At 55.1% G+C, this 26730-nt stretch carries 24 protein-coding genes; 6 read left to right on the forward strand and 18 right to left on the reverse strand.

From position 1 onward, the window contains the following. Window positions 1–17 precede the first annotated feature (17 nt). From LOS79_RS22685 to LOS79_RS22710, 6 genes are all read right to left on the reverse strand, one after another. Complete coding sequence (locus LOS79_RS22685) at window positions 18–1007, reverse strand: ABC transporter permease (protein WP_315412528.1); 990 nt, start codon at window positions 1005–1007, stop codon at window positions 18–20. Between the two features lie 923 nt (window positions 1008–1930). Next, a complete protein-coding gene (locus LOS79_RS22690) occupies window positions 1931–2842 on the reverse strand; it encodes a copper amine oxidase N-terminal domain-containing protein (RefSeq protein WP_315412530.1) in 912 nt (303 codons plus the stop codon). 333 nt (window positions 2843–3175) lie between these two features. After that, on the reverse strand, window positions 3176–6403 hold the full coding sequence (locus LOS79_RS22695; protein WP_315412531.1) for a cellobiose phosphorylase: 3228 nt from the start codon (window positions 6401–6403) through the stop codon (window positions 3176–3178). A gap of 87 nt (window positions 6404–6490) precedes the next feature. Next, window positions 6491–7834: a glycoside hydrolase family 30 protein gene (locus LOS79_RS22700; RefSeq protein ID WP_315412532.1), complete on the reverse strand. Its 1344-nt coding sequence runs from the start codon at window positions 7832–7834 to the stop codon at window positions 6491–6493. A gap of 99 nt (window positions 7835–7933) precedes the next feature. Next, a complete protein-coding gene (locus LOS79_RS22705) occupies window positions 7934–8944 on the reverse strand; it encodes a LacI family DNA-binding transcriptional regulator (protein WP_315412534.1) in 1011 nt (336 codons plus the stop codon). A gap of 53 nt (window positions 8945–8997) precedes the next feature. Further along, window positions 8998–9480 carry a hypothetical protein gene (locus LOS79_RS22710; protein ID WP_315412535.1) on the reverse strand — a complete coding sequence of 161 codons (483 nt, stop codon included), beginning with the start codon at window positions 9478–9480 and terminating at the stop codon, window positions 8998–9000. 289 nt (window positions 9481–9769) lie between these two features. Here LOS79_RS22710 and LOS79_RS22715 point away from each other — a divergent pair, with 289 nt between their 5' ends. Then, a complete protein-coding gene (locus tag LOS79_RS22715; protein WP_315412536.1) occupies window positions 9770–10567 on the forward strand; it encodes an HNH endonuclease in 798 nt (265 codons plus the stop codon). A 151-nt stretch (window positions 10568–10718) separates the two neighbouring features. Here the strand turns inward: LOS79_RS22715 and LOS79_RS22720 are convergent, their stop codons facing one another. Beyond that, window positions 10719–10913 carry a YwbE family protein gene (locus LOS79_RS22720; RefSeq protein ID WP_315412537.1) on the reverse strand — a complete coding sequence of 65 codons (195 nt, stop codon included), beginning with the start codon at window positions 10911–10913 and terminating at the stop codon, window positions 10719–10721. Window positions 10914–10984: 71 nt separating this feature from the next. On the opposite strand from LOS79_RS22720, the gene LOS79_RS22725 reads away from it, so the two are divergent. Beyond that, window positions 10985–11287 (forward strand): hypothetical protein, encoded by a 303-nt coding sequence (locus LOS79_RS22725; protein WP_315422397.1) that lies wholly within the window; start codon window positions 10985–10987, stop codon window positions 11285–11287. Window positions 11288–11302: 15 nt separating this feature from the next. On the opposite strand, the gene sdaAA is transcribed toward LOS79_RS22725, so the two are convergent. The 3 genes from sdaAA to LOS79_RS22740 form a co-directional block, all read right to left on the reverse strand. Beyond that, window positions 11303–12181, reverse strand: coding sequence for an L-serine ammonia-lyase, iron-sulfur-dependent, subunit alpha (sdaAA, locus tag LOS79_RS22730; RefSeq protein ID WP_315412538.1), 879 nt, complete (start codon window positions 12179–12181; stop codon window positions 11303–11305). Further along, window positions 12178–12888 (reverse strand): L-serine ammonia-lyase, iron-sulfur-dependent subunit beta, encoded by a 711-nt coding sequence (gene sdaAB / locus LOS79_RS22735; protein WP_315412539.1) that lies wholly within the window; start codon window positions 12886–12888, stop codon window positions 12178–12180. Before sdaAB ends, sdaAA begins: the two co-directional genes overlap by 4 nt. Before the next feature lie 202 nt (window positions 12889–13090). Further along, complete coding sequence (locus LOS79_RS22740) at window positions 13091–13492, reverse strand: GNAT family N-acetyltransferase (RefSeq protein WP_315412541.1); 402 nt, start codon at window positions 13490–13492, stop codon at window positions 13091–13093. A 302-nt stretch (window positions 13493–13794) separates the two neighbouring features. Here LOS79_RS22740 and LOS79_RS22745 point away from each other — a divergent pair, with 302 nt between their 5' ends. Continuing rightward, window positions 13795–14250 carry a hypothetical protein gene (locus LOS79_RS22745; protein ID WP_315412543.1) on the forward strand — a complete coding sequence of 152 codons (456 nt, stop codon included), beginning with the start codon at window positions 13795–13797 and terminating at the stop codon, window positions 14248–14250. 39 nt (window positions 14251–14289) lie between these two features. Here LOS79_RS22745 and LOS79_RS22750 read toward each other — a convergent pair whose 3' ends face one another. From LOS79_RS22750 to LOS79_RS22760, 3 genes are all read right to left on the reverse strand, one after another. Further along, a complete protein-coding gene (locus tag LOS79_RS22750) occupies window positions 14290–16110 on the reverse strand; it encodes an NAD(P)H-hydrate dehydratase (protein WP_315412544.1) in 1821 nt (606 codons plus the stop codon). 664 nt (window positions 16111–16774) lie between these two features. Then, window positions 16775–17407 carry an NAD(P)-dependent oxidoreductase gene (locus tag LOS79_RS22755; protein WP_315412545.1) on the reverse strand — a complete coding sequence of 211 codons (633 nt, stop codon included), beginning with the start codon at window positions 17405–17407 and terminating at the stop codon, window positions 16775–16777. A 73-nt stretch (window positions 17408–17480) separates the two neighbouring features. Continuing rightward, window positions 17481–17894 carry a GNAT family N-acetyltransferase gene (locus LOS79_RS22760; protein WP_315412546.1) on the reverse strand — a complete coding sequence of 138 codons (414 nt, stop codon included), beginning with the start codon at window positions 17892–17894 and terminating at the stop codon, window positions 17481–17483. A 270-nt stretch (window positions 17895–18164) separates the two neighbouring features. Here LOS79_RS22760 and LOS79_RS22765 point away from each other — a divergent pair, with 270 nt between their 5' ends. Further along, window positions 18165–18476: a hypothetical protein gene (locus tag LOS79_RS22765; RefSeq protein WP_315412547.1), complete on the forward strand. Its 312-nt coding sequence runs from the start codon at window positions 18165–18167 to the stop codon at window positions 18474–18476. Between the two features lie 113 nt (window positions 18477–18589). Here the strand turns inward: LOS79_RS22765 and LOS79_RS22770 are convergent, their stop codons facing one another. From LOS79_RS22770 to LOS79_RS22785, 4 genes are all read right to left on the reverse strand, one after another. Beyond that, window positions 18590–18811: a YezD family protein gene (locus tag LOS79_RS22770; protein ID WP_315412548.1), complete on the reverse strand. Its 222-nt coding sequence runs from the start codon at window positions 18809–18811 to the stop codon at window positions 18590–18592. A gap of 103 nt (window positions 18812–18914) precedes the next feature. After that, window positions 18915–19778 (reverse strand): sulfate ABC transporter permease subunit CysW, encoded by an 864-nt coding sequence (cysW, locus tag LOS79_RS22775; protein ID WP_315412550.1) that lies wholly within the window; start codon window positions 19776–19778, stop codon window positions 18915–18917. A gap of 177 nt (window positions 19779–19955) precedes the next feature. Further along, complete coding sequence (cysT, locus tag LOS79_RS22780; RefSeq protein WP_315412551.1) at window positions 19956–20807, reverse strand: sulfate ABC transporter permease subunit CysT; 852 nt, start codon at window positions 20805–20807, stop codon at window positions 19956–19958. Between the two features lie 118 nt (window positions 20808–20925). Further along, window positions 20926–22041, reverse strand: a complete 1116-nt coding sequence (locus LOS79_RS22785; protein ID WP_315422399.1) for a sulfate ABC transporter substrate-binding protein — start codon at window positions 22039–22041, stop codon at window positions 20926–20928. Window positions 22042–22557: 516 nt separating this feature from the next. Here LOS79_RS22785 and LOS79_RS22790 point away from each other — a divergent pair. Beyond that, window positions 22558–24903 (forward strand): poly(ethylene terephthalate) hydrolase family protein, encoded by a 2346-nt coding sequence (locus LOS79_RS22790; protein WP_315412552.1) that lies wholly within the window; start codon window positions 22558–22560, stop codon window positions 24901–24903. Between the two features lie 119 nt (window positions 24904–25022). Here the strand turns inward: LOS79_RS22790 and LOS79_RS22795 are convergent, their stop codons facing one another. Beyond that, window positions 25023–26072 carry a lactonase family protein gene (locus tag LOS79_RS22795; RefSeq protein ID WP_315412553.1) on the reverse strand — a complete coding sequence of 350 codons (1050 nt, stop codon included), beginning with the start codon at window positions 26070–26072 and terminating at the stop codon, window positions 25023–25025. A gap of 259 nt (window positions 26073–26331) precedes the next feature. Between LOS79_RS22795 and LOS79_RS22800 the strand changes: the two genes are divergently transcribed. Continuing rightward, window positions 26332–26592, forward strand: a complete 261-nt coding sequence (locus tag LOS79_RS22800) for a GlsB/YeaQ/YmgE family stress response membrane protein (protein WP_315412554.1) — start codon at window positions 26332–26334, stop codon at window positions 26590–26592. Window positions 26593–26730 lie beyond the last annotated feature (138 nt).

A 26730-nucleotide genomic window follows, 5' to 3' on the forward strand; every position in this document is an offset into this window, starting at 1 on the left:
TATAGGTCCTCCTTGTCCTAGAACAGCGACGTGTCGTTGATTTTTTTGGTTACCTGATTGGCAATCAGCAGCAGGAACAGTGCAATGACCGCTTTGACCAGGGTGACCGCCGATGAATAGGAGAAACGGTTAGAGACAATACCGGTCTGATAGATATAAATATCAATTACACTCGATGCACTCTCATTGAGCGAATTCTTCAGCACCAGAATCTGGTCGAAGTTGGAATTCAGTACGCCGCTGACCGCCAGAATGAACAGAATGCTGATCGTTCCGCTGATGGCCGGCAGTGTGACAAACCGCATTTTCTGGAAACGTCCTGCCCCGTCGATCGTCGCCGCTTCATACATTTCCGGAGATACGCCGGCAATCGCTGCGAGATAGATGATGGCGGACCAGCCAAGCTCCTTCCAGATATCGGAGGTAATAATTATCGTCCAGAAGTAACTCGGTTCAGCCAAGTAAGTAATCGGCTTGTCAATCAGATGCAGTGCAAGCAGAATGTTATTGACAATCCCTACATCGGCGAGCCAGGTGGCAAGAATGCCGCCAAGCACAACCCAGGAGAGGAAATGCGGCAGATAGGAGATCGTCTGAATCGCCTTCTTATACCGGAAAGAACGGACCTCGTTAAGAAATAGTGCGAAAATAATCGGCAGCGGGAATCCGATCAGAAGCTTGATCAAACTGATTCCCAGCGTATTCTTGATAACATTCGGCATATCCTCATCTTCGAATAATGCCCTGAAGTGCTTCAATCCTACCCACGGCGCTTCACCAATCGACTTGACGATATTATATTCCTTGAAGGAAATGATCAAGCCGTAAATGGGAATGTAGTTAAAAATGATCATCCAGGCTACACCGAGCAGGGCCATAGTCTGCAGATGACGTTGGGCCACTAATTTCTTCCAGAGCGCGTTTTTACGACCTGAACCGGTTTCGATTGACGCCGGAGTAAGCGGTCCCATGGTGGGACTCGGTCTGGTATTGCGTTTGTTCTCCATCGTATGGACCTCCAAAATACCTGTCTTTATTCTGTAAAGCGTTTTCATCTCTATGCATTTATTGTATGCGTTTTAGTTCTTTCCGAAAAGGTGCCAGATTTCGTATTTGGGGGCTCATTTTTCGGTTTAGGGAATTCTGCTAAAAATCATTTGCCCGTGAGTTTGGATCGGCTAACCAAAGCCGACACGCCCTCCCCTCTGTTGGCGTTCACTCACTAAGGAAGCTAAACGAGGGGGGACTGGTTATAGAGGACCAGTGCCATCTGCCTGGTTCAATAACAATTCAAATCTGACCCTTAACGGACGCCACAGCCTTTATTCGCTCAAAAAAGGTCATTTGGGCGGGCTTACGGACACGACGGCCCTTATCCGCTCCTTTGCATAGGCAAACTCCACTTATCCGGTGAAATAACGGCGCTCATGTCCCTAAGACCGACACTCCGGTACCTTTCTGCAGGCTTAACGTCTCTCATGTCCGTAACGCTAAGCCAGTCACTTGAACAACCGTTGCGTGGCTGGCTGCTTTACTTGCGCGCGGCAGCTCATTATACATGATTTTCCGCTTAAAGATGAGTTTGGACTTCCGGCCGCTGTTGTTTCCTATTTTTTGATGATTACTGCTGTTCATGGTGAAAATCCAGTAACACAGGCGGTCACTGGCATCCCTACAGATCCCAGCTCCCCTCCACCGACTCTCCTTTTTCTAAAGTTTTAGAGTTCAATCTATATAGATCAAGTTAAGATTGATTTTTCTCATTTTTTAAAGAATCCATTTGTTCAAATGGAAAACACACCATGAGAATGAATAAGAAGGCAGCGTTATAATGAAGCACGCTGCCTTCTTTGTGTTAGGTACTTGCTAGTAATTATCCCCGAGATTCGACCCCTTTTAAACGGAAACGTTCTGCGGCGCCTGCAACTATTTATTTGGTTTCTTCAGGAATTTCAAAAATCTCTCCTAATTTCATACCTTTCTGTCCTAGTGTAATGATTTCTCCGCTAGTCTCAATAAACCCATAACTGGCTGCACCGATGGGTCCCATAAAGTTATAGAAAACCACACGATCTGTTAGCTTGGGAATTGTACCATCCTGGTTAGTAATCTTTTGCGGGAAGAAGAACAATCCGCTCGAGGCTTTAACGGAATTAAAGGTAGCACTCCATTTTTGTAAGCAATAGTCTCCTGTAATTTCATAATACGAAATGCCATTTCCTCCAGACAAGAAGAACTGGTCCGCTCTACCCTCTGGAAAATAGTACATTTGCCCTTGGCTCTCATTAACAACATCGAATGACTTTAATGAACTGACGACTGGATATTTTAGTGCTGCGGTTCTAGCTTCGGAAAGTATGGTGGAATTAAATTGATCTTTTAGTTCTTCACTGGCCTTGGCGACAAATACAATCCTTTGTTTTGCATTCCACAGGACATAGCTTTGAGTGGATTCAGCAATAAATCGCAATGGAACCATGACACGGCCTTGTTTGAGATTAGAGGCAGCTTCCAGTTTGACTTCTTTATTCCCGACCTTTGCCGTTTTTTGACCAGCCACTAAAGTGATTGTTTCACTGCCTCTAATTATAGTGACGGTCTTGGACTGGTTATTCCATTGTACTGAAATGCCGGGAATCTTTTGGGCCACCTGCAAGGGAACCATGGTTGTCCCATTTGTAATATACGGAGCTATATCCGTATCTACAAAAGCGTTATTCATAACAATTTCGATAGGCTTAACAGCTGCCGAGACTGTTCCAGCGGTGGTCAATGCGCTCCCCGTGATCAACAGAGAAGCAGTAAGCCATGCGATGACCCCCACCTTTAAATTATTTTTCATGTTGCAATATCCTCCTTGACCCATTTTAGTAAATAACACCCTATTTTTTAGACGTATAAAAATCTACAAAGTTACTAAAACAAAGAGGAAACATGTCTGTTCATAGTTTAATTTCTTCTTTTTTATCTGAATTGAGTAGCGCAGAAGCTGACGCGCCGTTTTGCTTCTCACGTTCTTTTTCAGTTATTTGCGCAAAAAAGAGTAGGTTATCTTTTCAATAACCTACTCTTTTTTTGTTTTTGGCCCTGCGCTTTAACTTAATGACATTGCATCCGGACCTACTCATTTCATCTCATTGGATCTTACAGCGCCTTATAGATTGCAGATGGCAGCTTACGCCATTACCGCCAGAATGGAGGTAATCTCCCCGCGCCGCAGAGCTTCGGCATCCGCGCCGCGCAGCAGCCCGCCCGTAACGATCCGGCTCTCGCCGCTGCAGAAGGTCAGCTCCAGACTCTGGATAACCGCTTGCCCCTCCCCGTAGGTATCCGCATGCCGCGGATTGTTATAGGTCACTTCCGTGCTGCCCAGCAGCTTGAAGGAGACATTGCCCTCTCCGTCGAACAGCCAGCCCGGCAGCGCCGGATTCAGCGCCAGGGTCAGCTCGCCATCCTCTACAGAGAATACCCGGCTGCCGGCCATCATCGTTCTCCACATGCTCAGGAACTCCGCCGTGGAGCCGCTCAGCCGGGCAACGAACCCCCGGCCATGTGTAGCCGGGTCAGGATTCCCGCCTGTGGAAATGAACGAAGAGTTCTCCAGCGTACTGCGCCCGTAAACCGCCGGATCGAGGAACGGAATCAGCGACGTCTTCAGCTCGCTGTAGAATTCGTCATACAGTCCGGCCTTAAGCAGCTCCAGCAGATACTTGTACGACATATGCAGGAAGTTAGATTCACGTTCCTGCCAGCCCGGTGTGAACGCCCGGATCCGGCCGATATCATGCGATTCCTCTTCCAGGGAGGCGGAGGTCCGGTACATCGAGGTTACCGGATCGAACAGCCCGCTCTGCTTGACTTTACTGTATATATCCTGTGCTTCTTCCCTGCTGTCCAGTGTCTTCAGCCATCTCGCCGGCCCTTCCAGGAAATACGGCAGTGCGGAAGCTTCGAATTCCTCCACTACAGCCTTCGGCAGGCCGTATCCGCTGATGACCGGCTGGCCGGACTCATCCGTTACAGGCTGGAAGCGGGTCGCCTCGAACCGGAAGTAAGTCGGCACCAGCCCGCCGCCGATAGCCACTGCGCGCCCGATCCCCTGGTCTACCTTGCTCAGCCAGTTCGCCAGCGTCCTACGGATAACCGCAAGATCAATTTCCGCCGTCTCGCCGGTAATGCCGAAGCGGATCTCCGCCCGGTAAGCCTCACGTGCCGAAGCCACGCGGTCCCAATACGCGAACTGCTCCAGCTTGCCGTCCAGCAGTTCATCCACAGCACTATCTACCCGGTATAGCAGCAGCCCCATCTCGGACGGGAGTGTCACGGTCTCAGGCAAGTCAGTACCGCTCTCCAGCGCCTCCAGCATGAAGACCAGCATCCGCTTCAGCTCAAAGGTCTCGCTCATCCCGGAGCCGACCAGTCCCGGCAGACCGTTCATCGCATCGTTCCAGCCCGGCTTGTTGCCTTCCATCTCTACACCCATTCCGTAAGGATCGAGTGTGGCAAATTTATTGAGTGCAAGCGACAGCAGCTTCACGAACAGGCTGGTCCGGTAGATATCGCCATGTCCGCCTTGTGTACGCAGCCACTGGGTCTCATTAGCCTTACGCTTCAGCTTGTGCAGCTTCTCCTCATCCTCCAGGAGTGCCCCGAACTGCCGGACCTGTCCGCCGCTGATTACATATTTCTCGCTGCGCGGCAGCACATAAGCCGGGCTGTCGTAGAAGGTGTAAGTCTCATCGCCGAACAGCAGCTCCTCCTGGCGTTCCGGATAAATATCCAGATAACCTTCCACCAGATCCAGATTATACGTCCAGTGATCGGACCAGTACCCTTCCCCGAAGGCTGCTTCAACATTCTGCTGCGACCGTGCCAGCACACCGCTCAGAAGTTCCTGTTCACTGATGTTCAGGGCGATATGGTGGTCCGCAATATAGTTAATCAGGCTGCCCGGTGTAAAGCGCTTCGCCAGCAGCGACTCAAACTCTGCATGATGATCCCCCAGTGCTCCGGCAAGCCATGCCTTCAGCTGCTCCTGCTCAGCCGGCAGGATTTCAAAGCTCGTTCCCTGCACACTGAGCGGATTGTAGCCGTCAGCCTGGATGAGGCTGTAGAACATTTTAATGTTGAAGCTGCCGACCTGAGGATGGAAGAATACATCGTTACGCCGGTTCTGGTTCATGTCACGGAAGTTTCCGTTCCCCTGCGAATAGTATTCCGGAGCCAGCGAGAAGAAGTTGTAGTCCCGTTCCATATCGCCATGCTTGCGTGAATACAAATGCACTACGAAGCCCTCACCGCCATTCTCAAAGATGAACGGATAGCCCCCGCGCAGAAAATTGTCCAGATAGGACTGCCGGCAATACGCATCGAACAGCGGCGAGGAGGTGCGCGTGGCAATATCCGCAGTCAATTCTTCAGTCAGACTGGCGGCTTCTGCAGCTTTGGCGGCAAAATACTCCTCACGGCACAGTTCAGCCGCCTTCTTATTGATTCTGGCGATATCATTTACATGCCCGATAATCGTGTTCAGCTTAAGTGACGCACCAGGTGCAAGCGTTCTGGCTGCACCGCTGAAGCCGCATGGCACCTTGTTAACCGGATATTGCGGCTCCGCCAACAGCTCAGCCAGCGGCAGCGCGGCGAAGCGGTCCGGGTACGTAAGCGAGGTGTTCCCGCCGAAAATCACTTCATAATCTACCAGCGGCGTCAGCTGCTCCCCTTCCGCAGTGGAAGAGAGATAGAAATGCCCGCTCTTGATCTCGCTGACCTCTGCATCATCGTTCGTGCTCGAGCGCAGCTTGTAGAACGGAATTCCGTTCTCCATATTGTACACATCCATCCAGCTGCGCAGGAGATTGCCGATTTCCTTGTATCCTCCGTTCGCAACACCGAACGGCAGGATCTCCGGCAGACCGTCCAGCAGCTCAAGCGTAAGCTCCGCGTCCCCGGTATTGGTAATTTCCACACGCCGGATCAGCGCGGCATAATCATCACCGGGCAGATTGAAGTATTGGACAGTCGTCTTAAGTCCATGTACGGTATGAAGCTCTTCAATGTTCAGGCCGTTCGGCAGAATCGTCATAGTCCGCTTGGCTGCAGGATCAGGCCGTGCCGACTGGAACGGCTCATAGATCTCTGCTGTCCCTTTTAGCTTAATGAAAGTACGGAAGCCGGAGGAGGATACATTCTTGTAGGAAATATTGGCCGGGGAGAACTCCATAATGGGCGAGTTCTTGTCACGCACACCGAAGCTGCTGATCCCCTGGCCGCGGTTCACGTAGAAGGTCCACATCGGGATACCCTTCAGCCCGGCAAGTCCGGGCAGGAAGCTGGCGAACGGTTTGCCCTCATGGAACTGCTCAATCACAAATTTACCTGAATCGAAATAATAATGGCTCATGCTTGAATCCTCCTAAAAAAATTATAGATGCTAAACTCCATGGTCTGCAGGCGACCCGGGAAGTACAGTGTATGTCCGCCGGAGCACTTACCCCTGCGTAATCAGATGTGTAACGATAGAATGCGCCGGCAGCGTGCACTCAGCGGTTTCACCGCCTAGTTCCAGCGTAAGGGAACGTTCTTCATCGCCCTCATTCATCAGTATCACTGCGATGCTGCCATCCGGATTACGGAATGCCGCCGACAGTACACCCTCAGCCACCGACTCCCGCCCGATCCGCACCGCACCCGGAATAACGAATTTGCTGAAATGCCCGATGTAATAATACGAGCTGTTGTAATGCACCTCATCCGACGTGGTGTCGGCAATGACCGGCGCATCGCAGAAATTACCGACATGGTTCGGACCGCCCGTCTCATCCAGCACGAGATTCCAGTCCAGATAGCCTTCGGTCCAGGCATTCAGGTCGCCAATCATATTCCGCCCATAGCGTTCACCTGTGAACCACTCACCCAGACGCACGCCGCCCTCCTGGCAGCCTTCGGTGAAGAGCACATGCTTATCCGGGAAAAGCTCATGCACCTGCTCCACCTTGCTGAACTCCTCGCCGCCGTACCAGTGGATACCGGTTCCCCAGACATACCGGGCAGCCTCAGGATCAGAGAGAATCGGCGTTACACGCTCGATCATAATGTCGCGGTTGTGATCCCAGATTACGATGTTCACATCGTCCATTCCTGCATCATGCATAACCGGACCCAGATGATTTTTGACAAAATCACGCTCTTCCTCGGCACTGTATACACAGGAGTCCCAGGTCTGGACAGCGGCCGGCTCATTCTGCACAGAAACCGCCCATACAGGAACACCTTCCTTGCGGTAAGCCTCAATGAACTTGGTATAATACTTTGCCCATACTGCGGCGTACTCCGGCTTCAGCGAACCGCCGTTATTCATCTCCCCGTTCGTCTTCATCCAGGCCGGCGGGCTCCACGGGGAAGCCAGCATCGTGAACGGGCCGCCTTTTACCGCCATCGCATCCTTAATCAGCGGCAGCACCCACTGATGGTCATGGGAAATATCAAAGGTAGCCAGCTCTGTATCGTGATCCTCCACATAGGTATAATTGCCGAGTGCGAAATCGCAGCTGTGTATATGCACACGGCCCATACTGTAACCCAGTCCGTCTACCGGGTGGAAATACCGCCGGATGACCTCTGCCCGCTTCTCCGGGCTCATCCGGGACAGCGTATACGCAGCCGCCTCCGTGAAAGCGCCGCCAAAACCTAGAATAGTCTGAAATGTCTGCTCCGGCTGCAGCCGGATATCGAATCTCCCTCCGTCAGCCGCCGCTGTGAATTTAATTCCCTCTTTGACGCTTAGCCGGTCCCCGGTATCCTTGGCGGTAACTACGGTTTGAACAATTGTCATGATTCTCACTCCTTGATTAATTTGTAAACGAAAGAAATCGAAACCGGTTTCGAATCTGCTGAAAAAAAAGGCATCCGCAGTCGAACGCACTTTTCATTCTTAATACGGCGGAGTGCATGAGGCTCTCTCAACGATCTCTACAGGGAGAACCAGCGCCTGCTTGTTACCCGCAGGACCGTTCATGGAGGCCAGCAGCAGCTCAGCTGCCCGGGTGCCCAGCATCTCCGTGTTCTGGCGGACCGTTGTCAGTGCAGGTGTAACATATCCTGCAAGCTCAATATCATCATAGCCCATGACTGAGATATCTCCCGGAACCGCAAGTCCCAGCTCCTTCGCAGCCATCACCGCACCCAGCGCCAGCAGGTCGCCCGAAGCAAACACGGCTGTCGGCCGCTGCGGCAGCGCAAGCAATTCCTTCATCGCCCGTTGCCCGTTCTCCAGAGAGAAGAATGCCCCTACGGCAATATAACCGTCCGGCACCTCAAGTCCCTGCTGCTGCATTGCCGCCCTGTATCCCAGCTCCCGCTGCTTGCCCGGATATGTGTTCTCCCCGCCGGAGATATGGGCAATTCTGCGGTGTCCAAGCGAAGCCAGATATTCCACAGCCTGCATTGCACCAGCCATATTGTCCGAACAGACCGTATGCGACAAAGCTGTGTCGAAATCGAGAATCACTGTGGGAATATCACTCTCCAGCAGCTCCTTGAAATACGGGTCTTCATAATCCGAGAGGAATACGACAACTCCATCCACGCCGCGAATCCGGCAATTCTCCAGATATCCGCTGCGCTTGCCGCCGACATCCTTCGAGATAAACATAAGAGCGTAACCCTTGGCCACAGCAACCTGCTTGAAGCTCTCAATAACTGCACTGAAAAAGGGATGGCGGATCCCCGCCCCTGTGTTCTCCACAAACAGCACACCAATCGTCCATGATTTCTTGGTGGTCAGCGTGCGGGCATGCGCATTGGGCAGATACCCCATCTCCTGCGCGGTCCGCAGAATCTCCTGGCGCGTCTTCTCCCGCACATCAGAATAGTTATTGAATGCCTTGGATACCGTGGTTGGCGAGTAGCCGGTTCTCTTGGCAATATCGTAAATTGTGGTCATTTCCGGTTCACTCCCGCGGCCTAAATGAAAGCCCTTTTATGCTCACTGCCATTCTAACTTCTTTCCGCACGGCCGTCCAGCACAAAATATCGCTGTACCGAAGGCAGCAGGGTAACAATCTGAATCAGCATTCCGAGTGACATATAGAATACATGAACAACACTGACCGCATTCATCATGTATGTCTGCACCATAATCCAGATAATCTGTCCGAAGCCGATATACATAGAGAAGGACCAGGCGGCATGCAAATTAGTGAATGGAGTCAGCACATTACCCCTGGACCAGTCAGGCTGTTTAAGCAGTCCGTAGAACACAATCAGCGGCAGCACTCCAAAGATGAGCAGCAGTAAAATTCCCGGGATTACGAAATCAGTAAACGGCGATCTTTCCAGCACGGAGGCCGGCATGCCCATCATCTCACCGCTCGGGTCGACTAGCAGCGCCAGCCCGCCTCCAATTGCCCCCAGCCCCAAAAAGGCCTGCAGCACCAGCAGCACAACGACGGATCCGGGTCTTTTTTTGCCAGAGTTCATTTCATTCCCTCACTTCCGGTTCATAGTATATAATGCAGGCCGATCCGCGGAGACAGCATCCTGCCTAATTGCGATTTTACAGGTTTTCCCTCCCGGCCGCCGAGAGAGATGTCACATAATAGGGCAAATTGTCCGCTTTTCCTCCCGGTTATGTGAATGCCTCTGCAATACGCTATACTATTATCAAATCACTGCACAGAAATGGATGGCAGTCTGCATATACGCTGATTTATCAAAATAAAGAAGGGATTGGCAGCGGCGGCCAAAGACCGGCCTGCCAAGTACACTTATGACTGAAACTATTTCTCCGTTATCCAAACAATGTGCATACTGCCATCAGACTAAGCCGGTCTCCGAATTCCGCAGGCGTACCGGCAGGCGCTCCAAGGGAATGTCGCGGCGCGGAGCCTGCCGGGAATGCCGCAAGCTCCGCGGGTCAGAAGCTGCCGGGAATACCCGGCAGCCGGACCGGGAAGACATTCAGCTGCCGGGGCGCCCGCAGAATGCCGGGTTACCTGCGCGGGAACAGAGCGCCCCCCCTCTCTCTGCGCCGGCAGCAGAGGCCGGGGCAGGCACGCCGCGGGCTGCCCGGGTCCGCCAGCCGAAGCAGGCCAAGGAAGCCGGAGCTGCGGCTCCCGGTCTTAAGGGCAAAGCCCGTGCCCGCGCCGCCGAGCCGGCCCGCCGGGCGGCGCAGCAGCGCGGACCGAAGCCGGATCCGCAGGATGCCTCTGCGCTGATTCCGTCCGCCGGCGGCATGATCTTGATGCGCGGGCACAGCGACAAAGGGCGGCGCTGGCATCAGGAGATTGACCATGAGCTTGCGGTAACGCTCGTCCGGGAGCATGCTGCCGTTGTCGTGAACCGGCGTACGATCCGCCGGCTCTACAGCAACAAGGATTTCCGGACCTACATTCTGACCCGGGATAACTATACCTGCTGCTTCTGCGGCCTGTATGGCGATACCATCGACCATCTGCTGCCCCGCGCCAAAGGCGGGCATACAACACCTGACAACTGTGTCTGTGCCTGCAACCTGTGCAATCAGACCAAAGCCGACCAGTATGTTGCGGAATTTATGGGCCGCTAGCGGGCCAGCCTGTATTGGGATGCCTCAAAGTGCTGTCTCTGCAGCAGTATAGCAAAAAAACGCCACTGTCCGGCAGCTGTGTGATAACAGCTGCTCCGGCCTGCGGCGCTTCTTGAGGCTCATTATTATTTCCGAGCTTATGCGTGCTTGATTACCCTGTAATGTTCTTGACCCGCCCTACCTGGCCGTCCGTCAGACGCACCTTGATTCCATGCGGATGGCGGGGCGAATTCGTGAGAATGTCTTTTACCGTACCCTGTGTAAGCTTGCCGGTGGCCTGATCCTGCTTCAGCACAATTTCAACCTGGAGTCCGGGACGGATATCTGCTCTAACCTGTCCGTTCACTTGATCCCCCCTTTCTGCAATCATGTTCTGTTTCATGAATTCAATATGAGTAAATAAGGATGATGACAGCTATGGCCTTTGGCATAACAAGAGCGGAGCTGGCCCGCTGGAAGCAGGCGGTTGCCGCAGGAGAGATTGCTTTCCTCACCCACTACTGGACCGATAAAAGGTTCCCTGATATCACCACAGTAACCAAGGTCGGCTGCAGCGATCTGCCCCGCCTCAGAGAATGGTGTGCAGACAATGGCCTGCCGCCGCAATATATTCATAACCGCGACCCGTTCCCCCACTTCGATCTGCTCGGCCCGAAGCAGGCGGATATTCTCCGGAAGGAAGGACTATGGGAGCAGCTGGAACGGTTCCGTATGCTCTGAATCAGGCACTGCCGTTTATTTCTTGTTCCGCAGATCCTTCATAATCTGCCGCCCGGTAGGAGTCTGGGCCAGCCCGCCTTCTGCCGTCTCGCGGTGCTTCTCAGGCATGGCGGAGCCTACCTCCAGCATCACCTTGATCACTTCATCAGACGGAATGACGCTGCGGACACCGGCCAGGGCCATATCTGCCGCAGCCAGCGCTGTAACCGCACCGAAGCCGTTACGGACAATACAGGGAATCTCAACAAGCCCGCCTACCGGATCACAGATCAGCCCCAGGGTGTTCTTCAGTGCCAGACCTACGGCATGTACGGCCTGGGCCGGTGTACCCCCGCGCATTTCTGTAAGGGCACCCGCCGCCATCCCGATAGCCGAGCCGACCTCAGCCTGGCAGCCGCCTTCCGCTCCTGATACAAACGAATTGTTGGCAATCACATACCCGATAGCTCCGGCAGCGAATAAACCGGTCACCATAAAATCATCATCCCAGCCGAAGCGTTCCTGACAGCTCAGAAACACACCGGGAATAATTCCGCAGGACCCTGCAGTTGGTGTAGCAATAATCCGCCCCATGGACGCGTTCACTTCCGAGACAGCGAGAGCATACGCCATCGCCTGGCCGGCAGGACCGCCAAGACATGGCTCATCTGCCGCGTTATATGCAGCGACCCGCTGGGCGTCCAGACCAGTCAGGCCGCTGCGCGAAGTGGTATCTTCTGTCATGCCGCGGTGAACCGCCTCTTTCATTACGCCGTAATACTGGCTCATGGTGGCGAATTCCTGTTCTTTGGAGCGTCCGGATTCAGCGCTTTGTTCCTCGATCATCAGCTCACCGATGCCGAGTCCCCGTTCTTCACATAATACAGCCAGCTGGCTGAGGGTTTGAAAATTCATGATGTAATGTCCTTCCCTTTCTCATCGCTTACATTATCGTTCAAATCTACCACTGTAACTGTGGCTACCGCCGGCAAAGCCCGCAGATTCTGCAGCAGCTCCGCTGTCGCCGCCTCATCCAGCTCAAGTACTGTCAGGGCTGCGCCGCTGCGGTTCTTGCGGTCCAGCGACATATGCCCGATATTGAACTGGCCCTGCCGCATGACTTCCGTCACGCTCGCCAGCACGCCGAGATAATCCATATGACGAATCAGCACGGTCGGATACATACCGGTAAGCTTCACACCGAATCCGTCGATATCCACAATCTCGATATTGCCGCCGCCGATCGAAATCCCGGTCAGTGTCAATTCGGTTCCGCTTTCCTTGCCGACAAGCCGCAGGCGGACTGTATTGGGATGAGGAAACAGCCCCGTTCCCTGGCCGAAGGAAATCTGCATTCCCGCTTCCTCCGCAAGCTCTATGGAGTCCGGCAGCCGGTGGTCATCGGTAGCGAAATCAAGCAGGCCGCCGGCAATGGCCCGGTCTGTGCCATGGCCCTGATACGTAGCCGCAAAAGAACCGAAGAAAGTAACCTCCGCCTCCCGCGGCAGCTCCCCCAGAACCTGCCTTGCCGCCCTGCCGATCCGCGCCGCCCCCGCTGTATGCGAACTTGAAGGCCCGACCATTGCCGGACCTATAATTGAGAAAACATCTTTAAACCGCATCGCTCAGATCTCCCGCTATCAAAATTCGGCATCGCACAGCAATTCGTGCTGCCTGTATACAGACATATATATTATACTGCGTCCGTGCCAAAGCTACACTATTACATTGTTTGTCATCTTGTGGCGGACTGCTTATGAAGTTAGCACAGGAGCACAACAGTATGTACCGGCACATAACCGGATCTGGCATGCTGCGCGATTATCAGCTGTTACAGGAAAAGAGCACAATATCATCCCGCAGCTGCCAGCCTACAGATGACCAGAAGCTGCGCCCCAGGTCATTCTTCTCAATTACCATCAGATGGCATTTCGTTATGCCTTCTTCCCGTAATCTGCCGAGACAGCGTGTTACCATTTCGCGTCCGGCCCCGCTTCCCCGGCAGCTGCTGCTGACAGCCACATGATACATGTATCCCCTGCGTCCGTCATGCCCGCATAGTGCCGTGCCCGCGAGTGTGCCGTCCTCGTTAAGACATACCTGGCTGATGCCCGGATTTCGTTCCAGGAACCGTACTATATCCGCAGGCTTGTCCGCTGAGCTAAGCCCCATACCTGGCGTATTCTCCCACAAATGATAAGCCACTTCATAATCTTCTGAAGCCATTGGTCTGTATATCATCTCTGCTCCCCGTTTCTATTACAGATTTCCTCTCACCGATTCCGCCTCATACCTCTGCCCTGCCAGAAAGCAGGCAGAGCAAGCAGCCCCGCGGCCGTACACTCCCCTGCAGGCGCGCACCCTTTTCTGGGCGCATGCATAACAATATACGGAGAAGCGGAGAAATGGGCTGCCCGCTTATTACCGCCCGTTCTGCTAGCATAAGGCCCGCAGCCCTCTGAGCTGACCCGGGCCCCGCACCCATCTGACGCCTGTGCTCATCCCCCACCCCGAAAGGATGTTTACCGATGACCAAACATAAGGACTATGATCTGCCGTCCGTCCGCCTGAGCGCGGGCATGTATGCTTTGACCAAGCTGTCTGCCGCCGGACTGACCTTTGTACTTATCTCCCTGTTTATGCTGGGCCATGGTTACGAGAACGGAGTGCCCCAAGGCTGGCCGGTGTCGGTGCCTTATGCCATCTACGCCTACGGCCTGCCGGCAGCAATCCTTGCCGATGCCTTGCTGCGCATGTTCCGTTCCACTTCACTTAGCCCGGCTTTAGTATTATATGCGGTAGCCGGGTTTGGCGCAGGCCTGTGGCTGGTGTCTGAGCAAGGCGGCGAGGCTCTGGCCAGCGGGCTGGCCGGACTTGTAATGCTGCTGATCTTCCGGCTGGCCCAGGTCGCCGGCGAACGCCAGCCGCTGCTGCTTCCGGTATTCGCCCTGTTCATCCCGCTCCTCTGCCTGATTCTTGTCTGAATCAGCGCCGCCCCAGACTACAAACTCCCGGGACGCTGTTTACAGCGCCTCAATGATATCCCCGGCGATTACGGCCGCCGGATTATTCCGCTTCAGGGCAGCCCGTTCCCCGGCCAGCCCGTGGAGATAGACTCCGAATGCTGCCGCTTGTGCAGCATTCAGGCCCTGGGCCAGCAGGCCGGAGATGATTCCGGTCAATACATCGCCCGCGCCTCCGGTTCCCATACCCGGATGGCCTGTAATATTAATATATGCCTGCCCTTCCGGCGTAGCAATGACGGTATGGGCACCCTTCAGCACAAGAATTACGCCATGCTCCCTGGCATAAGACAGAGCTATTCCAATGCGGTCCCGCTGCACTTCAGCTGTGGAGATCCCGGCCAGCCGCGCCATCTCTCCGGGATGCGGTGTCAGAATTACCTGCTGGCGGCGGCTCCATGAGCCGTATCCGGCATCCGCGAGTATATTCAGCGCATCTGCATCAATGACCATCGGGGACCCGGTCCCCTCCCACAGGCTGCGGAGCCATTCTGTATCACTTGCGAACCGGCCAAGGCCGGGGCCGACAGCTATCGCGTCGCGGCTTCCGCTTAGCCGCAGCACTTCAGCAGACGTAGAGGCATTCCATTCCCCGCTGCCGCCGGCAACCGGGGCCAGCATCACCTCCGGCACATTGCCGATCACATAGGGCAGCAGCCTTTCCGGCAGCGCCCAGGTCACCAGCCCGCAGCCGGCGCGCAGCGCAGCGCGGGCTGCCAGCAGGCCGGCGCCGCTCATGCGCAGGCTTCCCGCCGCGAGCAGGACATGCCCGTATGTGCCCTTGTGGCCCTCCGGCGAGCGGCGGCGCGACACGTCAACCTGCAGGCGTGTCCGCAGCACTTCCGGCGTCAGCAGGCTGGCCTCGGCGCCGCTCTCACGGGCCAGGGCAGCGGGGATGCCGATGGAGCGGACCACTACCCGCCCGGCGGCTTCCGCGCCGGGATACTGGAGCAGCCCGCGTTTGAGGAACGCGAGGCAGACCGTCACCGCCGCATGTATGCACGGCTCATGCGTCTCCCCCGTGTCCGCGTCCAGCCCGCTCGGGATGTCCGCGGACACAACCGGTTTGCCGCTGGCGTTGGCGGCGGCAATCAGCTCCGCATAGGCACCGCGCGGGGCACCCGCGCTGCCGGTGCCGAGCAGCGCATCTACGATGCCGCTGCATGCGGCAAAGTCAAGCCGGTCCCTGCCGCAGACCACGGCAGGGAGGCCCAGTGCTGCAGCGGCATCCCGCTGCAGCGCGGCTTCGCCGGCCAGCGACTCCGGCGCGGCCGCGTACACCAGCGTGACGGCGATGCCGGCCTCACGCAGGGTCCTGGCGGCGGCGAGCCCGTCGCCGCCGTTGTTGCCTTTGCCGACGAGGACGAGCCAGTGCTCGCTGCCGGCAGATTCAAGCGCCAGCGCCGGATCGGCGCTGACCGTAAACCCCGCAGCACCCCCTACGCGGGTTCCCGACACTGAGCCTGCTCCATCTGCACCCCATTCGCGGGTTCCCGCCACTGAGCCTGCACCATCTCCTCCCCATCCGCTGGCTTCTGCCCCGTATCCCTGCTCTGCCCTGCTTGCTCCAACTTCACCCGGTCTGCGATTCTCCGCCGCTCCTCCCGCTCCATCAGCACTTCGTCCGCGGGCTTCCGCTCCGTATCCCCGCTCATGCCCCGCCAAGACCCCGCTGCGCTTCCCGCGCCGCCGGCACAGGGCAATAACCTCCTCGGCAATTGCCCGCCCGGCGTTCTCCATCAGGGCAATTGCCGGTATGCCCAGCCGCTCGATCGTCTCCCGGTCCAGTGCCCGCATTTGCTCCGCAGTAACCACATCCATATCCCAGCCTCCTTTAGTTGCTTCGATTGTACTAAGTCATTTACGCTCAATCAAATTACAGGTCCACCCGCCCGCCGGACAACACAGCTGCGGCAAAAAGCCCTCCTGAGTAATCAAGAGGACAAACCTTAAGCTGACTGAGTTCATGCTATACCGAATGAGCTGCCGCGCAGGTCAATGGACAGAATTGGCCCTCTGGAAAGAAAGTAGCCAGGCACGTAACGGTTGTTCAAGTAACTATCTAAGTCTTACGGACAGGAGAGACCTTAAGCCTACGGAAAGGCACCAAATTGCTGGACCTTAAGGACATGAGCGCCGTTATTTCGCCGGAAAAGCGGAGTTAGCCTATGAAAAGCGGCGGATAAGGTCCGTGGTGTCCATAAGACCGCCCAAAAGGCCTATTTTGAGTGAATAAGGGCTGTGATGTCCATAAAGGTCAGCATGGGGGCTGTACTTGAACCGGAGAGTTAGCATTCGTCCTCTATAACCTGATTTAGCGCCACATTTGAATGAGTATCTGCCGGCCGTTCAGCAAGGGGTTTCTTTGGGCATATTCTATTGCATTCCGTACCATTGAACTCTCCATTCCTCATACGGCCTGCAGCATCCAAGCGCACCTGGCCCTATCCCGCTTTGCCTGCCGCAGGCACACATTAACTCCCCATCAATATCCCACAGTGAACCGCTCCCGGCTGAAATTGCCTTCCTCCAGCTCATCGACAACCGCAACGGCAAAATCCTGAATGCTGATGCTGCTCCGGCCGTCCTCGTCCACAATCAGCCGGTCCAGGCCGATGCGGAACTGGCCGGTACGGCGGCCGTTAATGAAGGCTGAAGGGGGGCTCAGGTAGGTATAGTCCAGCTCCGTGCTCCGATAAATTTCGTAGGCATCAGCGTGAGCTGATGCAAGCGGGAAGTAGGCTTCGGGGAAGCTCTCCGTATCCATCAGCCGCTCCCCGGATTCTGTCTTCAGGCTGCCCGCTCCGCCCACTATGATCAGGCGCTCAAGCCCTGCGGCCCGCATGCCTGCCGGGAGTGATTCCGCTACCTTCAGCAGATCCCCCTCATGTCCGGCCGCAGGGCCGAACGCACTGATGACCTCTTCATGTCCGCGCACTGCCTCGGCTACCGAAACCGGGTCCAGAAGATCTGCAGCAACAGCCTTCAGCCGGTCATGGCGGAGACTGAAAGCCTCCGGATTGCGGACGGCTGCCGTGACCTCATGTTTTCTTTTTAACGCTTCCTCCACAATTGCACTTCCGATCCTGCCGGATGCGCCGAATACGACAATATCCATCCCTTGTTGCCTCACTTTCGTCTTAAGCCATGATGTTTACTTACAGCTTTCTCTTTTATTCTTCTACCCGCAATCAGCGCCGCAGGAACATCCCTTGTGAATAAGGCATCACCGGTACAAATCCATACTGCTCATACAGCCTGGCCGCTTCACCGTCAGCGATGAGGCTGGTGTAAGACTGCTCCGGCACCGTTTCCAGATAACCGCGGATTTCGCGCATAATAATTTTCCCCAGACCCCGTCCCTGGCAGGAAGGCTTCACGGCAATATCCGTCACCTGAAAAAAACAGCCCCCATCGCCAACTACACGCCCCATCCCGATCAGTTCATCCTCTGCATACAGGGTCACAGCAAACAACGAGCGGGGCAGGCCTGCTGCCGCCCCCTCCGCACTCATGGCACTAAGCCCGGCTTCCAGCCGCAGGGCCAAATATTGCTCCACCGAAGGCAGCTGATGCCGGATTTCCGGCTGCAATGCCTGTTCCATACGTTCTCCCCCTTAATCTGGCCTTCGGTCTGCATGCAGACGTTCCGCCAGCCTGTTACCAATATATATGACCCTAAGGTTCCCAGGCAAGGCAGCGCCTATTTATCAGGAAAAAATGAAACAGACTCCGCCCCTTCGGCGTACTACTACTCAGAAACTTTGCTGCCCCTGCACCTTGTACCTGCAAGCCGGTTATTCGTAATCCGTATCTGCGGGTAAACTTTGGAATAAGCTCATATTAAGACTACTTGGAAGGTTGGTGAAGTTATTATGTCTCCTACAGGAAAACTCTTTAAATGGGGAACCTTCGCGTACGAGGCTTTTCTGGCACTGCCGTTCATCGGGGGCACCTTTGTAGTGGCGAATGCCTGGGTCCCGCTGGGGATAGCTTTTCTGCTGCATGCCGTAGCCGTGATAATTCTGCTGAGGGAAGGCGGCCCTGTCATTGGTAATATTGTCGGTATTATCACTTCAGTAGTGGCGTGGATTCCGTTTGTCGGCTGGGCAATGCATGCCGTTACCGCGCTTATTCTGCTGATCGAGGGACTGTCCCGTTCACGTAATTCAAACGGCCGCTACTAATGCTGCCCGGACGCACAAAGGGGTATCTCAGCCAGCCGGTTCAAGGCTGCTGAGATACCCCTTCTCATTGCCTCATCAAGGGAGGCATGAGTACTACCTGTGTCATTCTGTTGCTATCCTCGTCCCGCAGAACGGGAATCGGTCCGCCGGCTTCCGGTTTCTCCACTATACCGTGCATTTGCTGTGCTGTTCTCGAAACGTTTGCGCTCCGTGCGCTCCATCTGTACGATCTGACCTTCATGCACCACAATATGCAAGGAGCCAAATTCCATATCATTGAGCAGTTCCGTGATCCGCGCAAGCCATACCTCATCCACTTTCAGTGGTTTAGCCATTCTCCAGCCTCCCTTTCCCCGGACAGGGGATACTCTCCGCCTAAATCCCGTAATAACCAACATGTATACTATGGATTAACTTAGCATGGAACTAAACGGACTGTCAATGAGCATTTTTACGCACAAGAATGCTCTTCACAATCATCGTCACCAGGGCCAGCAGAAGCAGCAGGGAGGCGACGGCGAAGGAGGCTGAGAACTGATATTCGTTGTACAGTATCTCAACATGCAGCGGCAGCGTATTCGTCTCACCGCGGATATGCCCGGATACAACGGAGACCGCGCCGAACTCACCCATAGCCCGCGCATTACACAGAATAATGCCATACAGCAGTCCCCATTTGATATTCGGCAGGGTCACCCGCCAGAAAATCTGCCAGCCGTGCGCACCGAGCGTAATCGCCGCTTCCTCCTCCAGTGTCCCCTGCTCCTCCATCAGCGGAATCAGCTCACGCGCCACAAAGGGGAAGGTGATGAACAGGGTAGCCAGCACAATACCGGGCAACGCGAAGACAATCTTAATATCATGCGCGCTCAGCCAGGAGCCGAACCAGCCGTGGGAGCCGAATACCAGAATGAAGATCAGACCGCCGATAACCGGAGATACGGCAAACGGCAGGTCAATCAGCGTAATCAGAAAGCCCTTGCCGCGAAAACGGAATTTGGTCACCGCCCATGCCGCCGTTACGCCAAATACCGTATTCAGCGGAACCGTGATTGCGGCAACCAGCAGCGTGAGGCGCAGCGCCGAAGCCGCATCCGGGTCGGTCAGCGCCGCCCAGTAGACATCCAGGCCCTTCTTCAGCGACTCTACCAGCACGATAATCAGCGGCAGGGCGATCAGCCAGAGCAGTACCAGCCCGGCAAGGGAAATCAGCAGCCATTTCACTGCTTTTGACTCCGTTGTCCGGGGCGGCGACATGCTTTTCTGCGGCCCGGAGACATGTAAAGGGACTGTACCGGCCATTTTTGTTCCTCCTAAAGTTTTGTGAGCTTCGCTTCCCGGTTTACTTCGTACAAAACTTACTTCGGAAGCATTGACTTAAGTTTTATGGAGCATTTACTTCTCCGATGAATCTTCGCAATAAAACTCGCTTCGTAAGCATTAACTTAGACGGAATCCGTCAAGCGCCCGGGCCCTGCCTTACCGCGAGCTCTTCCGGACCCAGTGCTGGAGCGTATTGATGACCAGCAGCATCAGGAAGGAGATCAGCAGCAGCAGCAGCGCCACTGCCGTTGCTCCGGCATAGTCGAACTGCTCCAGCTTCGACATGATGAGCAGCGGAGCAATCTCCGTGCGCATCGGCATGTTGCCGGAGATGAACACTACCGAGCCGTATTCGCCGATCCCCCGGGCGAACGCCAGGGCGAAGCCGGTAAGCAGCGGCGGCAGCAGCTCGGGCAGGACAATCCGCAGGAAGGTCCGCCCGCGGCCTGCTCCCAGCGTCGCTGCAGCCTCCTCCATGTCCCGGTCAAGATCCTCCAGCACCGGCTGGACAGTGCGGACTACGAAGGGAATGCCGATGAACATCAGCGCGAGTGTAATCCCGAGCGGTGTAAAGGCAATCTTCAGGCCCAGCGGCTCAAGCAGGGAGCCGATCCAGCCGTTCTGGGAATAGAGTGCCGTGAGGGACACACCGGCTACGGCTGTCGGAAGGGCGAACGGCAGATCGATTAGCGCGTCGAATATTCTTTTGCCGGGAAACTCATAACGTACCAGCACCCAAGCCAGTAGCAGCCCCAGACCCGCATCAATCAACGCTGCAGCCGCTGCAGTACTCAGACTGACACGGTAGGAAGCCAGCACACGGGCATCCGTGGCCACATCCCAGAATTTAGCCCAGCTCAGCCCCGTAGAATTGAAGAGCAGCGCCGACAGCGGCAGCAACACTACTAGACTTAAATACAGAACGCTGAATCCCATCGTAATTCCGAAGCCCGGCAGCAGCCTGCGCCGTGACACAGCCGCCCCTGCAGCCTTAGTCGTGACATTCATTTCCCCATTCATCCTTTCCTGCCTTCGGCATGTGGCCGATCAGCACCCTGGCGGGACCCGCTAGCCAAATTCCCCTTATTTTATCCGCATACTCGCAAGCATTAACGCTCTGCCTCTGTTAGCTGCCCGGCACGTAGATTTTGTCGAAGATACCGCCGTCGTTAAAGTGCTTCTCCTGCGTTTCCTTCCAGGTTCCGAATTTATCAGCCAGCGTGAACAGCTTAATCTCCGGGAACTGGTCCTTGAACTGCTCCTTAACACTCTCAAGTGTTGGACGGTAGTAGTTCTCGGCAGCGATCTTCTGGCCTTCCTCAGTGTATAGATACTTCAGGTAAGCATCCGCTACTTCGCGTGTTCCCCGCTTGTCGGCAACCTTATCCACGATGGCTACCGGCGGCTCTGCCAGAATGCTCTCCGAAGGATTGACGATCTCGAATTTGTCCGGACCCAGCTCTTTGATCGACAGATAGGCTTCATTCTCCCACGCAATCAGCACATCGCCGATCCCGCGTTCCACAAAAGTAGTGGTAGAACCGCGCGCACCTGTATCCAGCACCGGCACATGCTTGAACAGCTCGGCTACGAATTCCTGGGCTTTGGCCTCGTCATTATTATTGTGGTCCAGCGCATAACCCCAGGCAGCCAGGTAGTTCCAGCGTGCACCGCCGGAAGTTTTCGGGTTCGGGGTAATCACCTCCACACCTTCCTTCAGCAGATCCGGCCAGTCCTTAATCCCCTTTGGATTGCCCTTACGCACCAGGAATACGATGGTCGATGTATACGGGGAGCTGTTATGATCATATTTGCTCTGCCAGTCCGCGCCGATCAGGCCGGTCTCCTGCAGCGCATCAATATCGTATCCCAGCGCCAGGGTAACCACATCCGCTTCCAGACCGTCGAGCACAGCACGGCTCTGCTTGCCTGATCCGCCGTGGGACTGCTTAATCGTAACCTTCTGGCCGGTCTCCTGCTCCCAGTAAGCAGCGAATGCCTTGTTGTAATTCTCATATAATTCGCGGGTAGGGTCGTAAGATACATTGAGCAGTTCTACCGGGTCCTTGGCAGGCGCTTTAGTCGCCTCAGGTGTAGCCGCAGTGTTCGCTGCAGCCTCCGTTGCCGCCGGAGCTTCTGCCCCCGCGCTGTTTCCAGCGTTGTTATTGCCGCAAGCCGTCAGCCCTGCCGCAAGCAAAAGTGTGAACCCGGTAATAAGCCCTTTCTTAATCCCTTTCTTCATCACAAACCACTCCCCCATCATTTTTGTAGTAGCCCTCATTGCCGCTTCGTTTCATTTGCATGACTTGACAGCTTCAGCATCAGAGATAAGGCGGATTCATGAAGTGAAGACCTATGTACCTTATCCTGATAAAAAAAGACAGAAGAAGGCCCACTTGCGGCCAGTCAAATCGCTCATAAAGACACGTATCTGCAGGCCTGAAGCAGGCGTTCCTCCGTCTGTACGGTAAGAACTTATTTGATTATTCCTACCCATTTAGTAGGTTATACAGATATAATACTGACTGCCGCCTGTACTGTCAAATCTTTTTTTCAATATGGATAAAAGCCCCCGGTTCTGTCTAGCCGCCAGCAAGTGGCCGGTGTTCCTGTAAGACCCACTTGTTATTGATCGCCCAAAGTAATATTATTGCTACATCTTATAGCTCGAAAAAAACATATAATAGATTGAATTACTAGAGCGGTGCACTGCCGGAGACAGGCAGCAGCATTGCCGCAACTGCCGGGGGAAATCATCATGGGAATGGATTTGGAGTACGCGCCTTTGCCGCAGGGACCTCGCCTGCACAAACGCATACTCAGTGAAATCGGAAGACGAATCATTGAAACATACAAGTATGATACACCGCTATGGAGGTTTGCCCTCTGCGGCCCTTGGGCTCTATGTACCCTTGCATTTACTATAGCTGTTATGGGCATTCCAACCGGGCTCGGGAGTGCTGCCGATATTATGCTGGCCGCCGCGGCCGCCACGCTGGTGATGGCGCTGGCCGGCAATCTGCTGGCCGTCTTATTCTCCTTAACCGGGCTGCGCATCCCTCACCTGTTCACTGGCACGCTGCTCAGTACACTTGGAGCCGTGCTCCTCATTCTGTATTATGCCGACCTGGATCTTGAAGCAGCCGCACTCCTTGCAGTCCTTAGCGGCGCAGCCGGCGGGCTTGCAGGTCTGGCCGCCGGACTACTGCGGACCCGGAGAACGGTCACAGGGCTGCTGCTTACTGCTGTGCTCGTTCTCACCCCGCTGGCGCTGGCTTACGGCACAGGGAGCAGTACGGATTCCATTCAGCCCGCAGGTATTGCGGCATCCGCCGCCGACGGCCTGGCTGCCCTGGCAGCCGATCCCGGCCAGCCGGGCAGCTATGCCGTCCGCAGCTTCACGTACGGCAGCGGCCACGACCTGCACCGTACAGAGTACGGTGATGAAGCTTCACTGCTCTCCACCTCCGTGGATGCTACAGAATATATTTCATCCTGGCCTACGCTGCGGACCCTATTCTGGGGCTTTGATCCCGGCGCCCTTCCCTTGAACGCCAAGGTCTGGATGCCGGAGGGAGACGGGCCTTATCCGCTCGTCCTTATGGTGCACGGCAATCATATGATGGAAGACTACTCTGAAGGCGGTTATGCTTATCTCGGGGAGCTGCTGGCCAGCCGGGGCTTCATCGCAGTTACGCTGGATGAGAATTTCCTGAATTACTCCGCCTGGTCCGGCATTCCGGATAATGACTTCAAGGTGCGGACCTGGATGATCCTGAAGCATCTCCAGCAGATTGCCAGCTACGCGGAGCAGTCCGGCACGCCGTTCTATCAGAAGGTTGATTATGACCGCACCGCTTTACTAGGCCACAGCCGCGGCGGTCAGGCCGTAGCCATGGCCGCCGATGCCGCCCGCTGGTTCACCGGCGACCCGGCCCTTGCGGCCACGAAGCAGTTCCATATCCGCTCTGTTATTGCACTGGCCCCTACGGATAAAGCGATAGACAGCAAGCAGGCCAGTCTGGTCGATGTCAATTATCTGACTCTGCAGGGCGCCCGTGACGGCGATGTACATGATTTCTACGGAGACCGGCAGTACATGCGGACCTCCTATACCGGCGGGTCCGCCGCTTTCAAGAGCTCGCTGTATATTGCTGATGCCAACCACAGCCAGTTCAATACGGACTGGGGACTGCATGACCAGACGCTGCCGACCGGACTTTTCCTTGACCGTACCCATATCATGGACGGGGCAGAGCAGCGGCAAATTGCCAAGGTCTATGTCTCCGCCTTTCTGGAGACTACACTGCACGGCAATGCCGGCTATCAGCCGCTGTTCCGCGACTACCGCAGCGGTGCGCAGTGGCTGCCGGATACCACCTCTTACTATAACCGGTTCCAGAGCGGAGCCTATATTGCCGTCGCCAATTATGAAGAAGACCGCAAGCTGAATACGGTGCGGGGCGGTACAGCCACAGTAGAGGGTCTTGACTGGAGCGAAGAAGCCGCGAAGGACCGTGAATCCAAGACCAAGCCTTCCCGCGGCATCGTGCTGGAGCGGAGCAGTATTTCTGAAGCCGCAGCCGATCAGGAAGATTCCGGACAGGAAGATTCCGGACAAGAAGCGTCCTATACCATTCAGCTGAGTAAGTCACTCATCCGCAATCTGTCCGGCTCTGCTGTCCAAGGCCTGACCTTCTCCCTGGCAAATCATAACTCTGCCGGAGAACCTGCAGCAGAGACTGATTCAGCTGCCGGGGCGGTCCTTCCGCCGGATGTGGAGGTAGAGCTGACCGACAGCAATGACATCGCGGCCAGGCTTCCTCTGGATGAGGTAATGGATATTCTGCCATTGCCGCAGACGGAATTCACAATCAGTCCTTGGCTGGAGGAGCGGATCGCAGACGGTAAATTCGGCGATCCCTCAGAAGCCGTATTCCAGACCTATGAGCTGCCGTTTGAACGGTTTCTTGAGGAGGAGCCTGAGCTTGATCCGGATAGCCTGACTGAAATTACATTCTATCTGCAAGGCGAGAACGACAAGATTATGCTGGATGATATCGGCTTCTATGAGCGTGAAGACCTGCCGCAGGGACTGAATTAACCGGCTATTATAAGCTTCATATGACAAACAGCAACAGCCCCCTCCCTGCCTTACACGGCGGAGAGGGGGCTTTCCTGTACAGAGCTGCTGATTGCCCGGGTTCTGCAATTTTATAGAGGTTAAAGTGCCTTAAGACAGACCGGAGCCTGCAGCTCCAGCTCATTGCCGGTCGGAATCAGCCTGCCGCTCTCGCTGTCGATTCTGAAGGAGACAATATTGCCGCTGTTCTGGTTGGCCGCAAGCAGCATTCCCCCGATAATTGCGAAATTCCGCGGGGTCCGTCCTCCGGAGTTGACCCAGTCCGCCGCTTCCAGCAGACCTGTAGCATTATCAATATGGAACAGGGCAATGCTGTCATGTCCGCGGTTTGATACATACAGGTATCTCCCGCACGGGGATACATGGATATCTGCCGCCGTATCGTCACTTCCGGCAGTGTAATGCTCCGGGAGCGTACTGATATGCTGCAGAATCTTCAGATCCCCCTGCTGCTCATCATTCGCAAAGACGGTCACTGTACAGTTCAGCTCATTGACCAGGTAGATCCAGTGCCGGGATGGATGGACGGCGAGATGCCGCGGCCCGGAGCCGGGAGGCAGCCCAACTTCACGGTGGGTGACGAGCTTGCCGTCCTCCACGCGGTAGAACACAATCTGATCCAGGCCAAGGTCACAGACCAGCACATGCTCTCCGGTATGATCCGGAATCACAGAATGCGGATGGGGTGCATCCTGCCGGTCCTGGCGGATACCTGATCCTTCATGCTTCACCTGGGAGGACATGTCCTGAATGGAGCCGTCACTGTTCAGCGGGAACACATTCACATTTCCTCCTGAATAGTTAGCCGTGAATATGTATTCCCCCTGCGGAGCCACCGAGACATAGCAGGGGGCGCCGCCCCCGGTAGGCCGGCTGCCCAGCAGGCGCAGCGCTTTGCTGCCGGGTTCAATGGCGTAGGCATACACCTCGCCTTCGTCCTTTTCACTTACTGCATATAATGCAGTCTTTGCGGCATTAATAGCCAGATACGAGGGATTCTCGATTCCCCGGGTGCTGCCCAGAATCCTCATTTCTCCTGTATCCTTATTCAGCGCGCCCAGAAGAATGGCTGCTTCCTGCTCGCTGTTATAGGTCCCGGTATAGAATAATACTTCGTTAGGCTGGTGCATGGCAGCGGCTCCTTTTATGTAGAATGTTATTACTCTTTATATAACCTGTACTGCAGTGTTTATATTCAAAGCATCTCTGCAAAATTTACTATAGCATGTTTATGGGGGAAGCACATCTGCAAGGATAAAACGTATAAAACAGGGCAGGATAGAATACTAATCATTAGTGTCACGGCAATATTTTACACTTGGTTTAAACGTTCCGCATGAGGTTAATAGTAACCATCGAAGATAATACACACTAAGGAGTTGAGTGATAATGAGTTTACTTTGGATGTTAATTGTTGGTGGCGTAATCGGCTGGCTGGCGGGTCTCATTATGGGCAGAGATATTCCGGGCGGTATTATCGGCAACATTATCGCCGGTATTCTCGGTTCATGGCTCGGCGGCATGCTGCTGGGCAGCTGGGGACCGAAGATCAGTGACTACTATGTCTTCCCTTCACTGATTGGAGCTGTACTACTAATCTTCATCGTCAGCCTGATTCTGCGTTCGGTTGGCGGACGAAGCCGTTCTTAAGCAATAAGGCTGTATTCTTGCCTGAAGCAGCTGAATTATACAACCACAAGACCCGCCAGGGGGACCCTGGCGGGTTCGTTGTGTCAACTGTGCCGGGACCGGGCCACCCGCCCGCACTTCATTCTGAAATGAATTGAT

This window comes from Paenibacillus sp. MMS20-IR301, assembly GCF_032302195.1.
In the GTDB taxonomy this organism is placed as follows: Bacteria; Bacillota; Bacilli; order Paenibacillales; family Paenibacillaceae; genus Paenibacillus_AQ.

Bases quoted from the DNA above. Each gene is read 5' to 3' on its own strand.
- cysT (WP_315412551.1), bottom strand. From the start codon at position 20,807: ATGAATGTCACGACTAAGGCTGCAGGGGCGGCTGTGTCACGGCGCAGG.
- LOS79_RS22690 (WP_315412530.1), bottom strand. From the start codon at position 2,842: ATGAAAAATAATTTAAAGGTGGGGGTCATCGCATGGCTTACTGCTTCT.
- LOS79_RS22750 (WP_315412544.1), bottom strand. From the start codon at position 16,110: ATGGATGTGGTTACTGCGGAGCAAATGCGGGCACTGGACCGGGAGACG.
- LOS79_RS22765 (WP_315412547.1), top strand. From the start codon at position 18,165: ATGTCTCCTACAGGAAAACTCTTTAAATGGGGAACCTTCGCGTACGAG.
- LOS79_RS22740 (WP_315412541.1), bottom strand. From the start codon at position 13,492: ATGGCTTCAGAAGATTATGAAGTGGCTTATCATTTGTGGGAGAATACG.
- LOS79_RS22800 (WP_315412554.1), top strand. From the start codon at position 26,332: ATGAGTTTACTTTGGATGTTAATTGTTGGTGGCGTAATCGGCTGGCTG.
- LOS79_RS22685 (WP_315412528.1), bottom strand. From the start codon at position 1,007: ATGGAGAACAAACGCAATACCAGACCGAGTCCCACCATGGGACCGCTT.
- LOS79_RS22790 (WP_315412552.1), top strand. From the start codon at position 22,558: ATGGGAATGGATTTGGAGTACGCGCCTTTGCCGCAGGGACCTCGCCTG.
- LOS79_RS22760 (WP_315412546.1), bottom strand. From the start codon at position 17,894: ATGGAACAGGCATTGCAGCCGGAAATCCGGCATCAGCTGCCTTCGGTG.
- sdaAB (WP_315412539.1), bottom strand. From the start codon at position 12,888: ATGCGGTTTAAAGATGTTTTCTCAATTATAGGTCCGGCAATGGTCGGG.
- LOS79_RS22705 (WP_315412534.1), bottom strand. From the start codon at position 8,944: ATGACCACAATTTACGATATTGCCAAGAGAACCGGCTACTCGCCAACC.
- cysW (WP_315412550.1), bottom strand. From the start codon at position 19,778: ATGGCCGGTACAGTCCCTTTACATGTCTCCGGGCCGCAGAAAAGCATG.
- LOS79_RS22700 (WP_315412532.1), bottom strand. From the start codon at position 7,834: ATGACAATTGTTCAAACCGTAGTTACCGCCAAGGATACCGGGGACCGG.
- LOS79_RS22710 (WP_315412535.1), bottom strand. From the start codon at position 9,480: ATGAACTCTGGCAAAAAAAGACCCGGATCCGTCGTTGTGCTGCTGGTG.
- LOS79_RS22715 (WP_315412536.1), top strand. From the start codon at position 9,770: ATGACTGAAACTATTTCTCCGTTATCCAAACAATGTGCATACTGCCAT.
- LOS79_RS22755 (WP_315412545.1), bottom strand. From the start codon at position 17,407: ATGGATATTGTCGTATTCGGCGCATCCGGCAGGATCGGAAGTGCAATT.
- LOS79_RS22770 (WP_315412548.1), bottom strand. From the start codon at position 18,811: ATGGCTAAACCACTGAAAGTGGATGAGGTATGGCTTGCGCGGATCACG.
- LOS79_RS22695 (WP_315412531.1), bottom strand. From the start codon at position 6,403: ATGAGCCATTATTATTTCGATTCAGGTAAATTTGTGATTGAGCAGTTC.
- LOS79_RS22725 (WP_315422397.1), top strand. From the start codon at position 10,985: ATGGCCTTTGGCATAACAAGAGCGGAGCTGGCCCGCTGGAAGCAGGCG.
- LOS79_RS22745 (WP_315412543.1), top strand. From the start codon at position 13,795: ATGACCAAACATAAGGACTATGATCTGCCGTCCGTCCGCCTGAGCGCG.
- LOS79_RS22785 (WP_315422399.1), bottom strand. From the start codon at position 22,041: ATGAAGAAAGGGATTAAGAAAGGGCTTATTACCGGGTTCACACTTTTG.
- sdaAA (WP_315412538.1), bottom strand. From the start codon at position 12,181: ATGAATTTTCAAACCCTCAGCCAGCTGGCTGTATTATGTGAAGAACGG.
- LOS79_RS22795 (WP_315412553.1), bottom strand. From the start codon at position 26,072: ATGCACCAGCCTAACGAAGTATTATTCTATACCGGGACCTATAACAGC.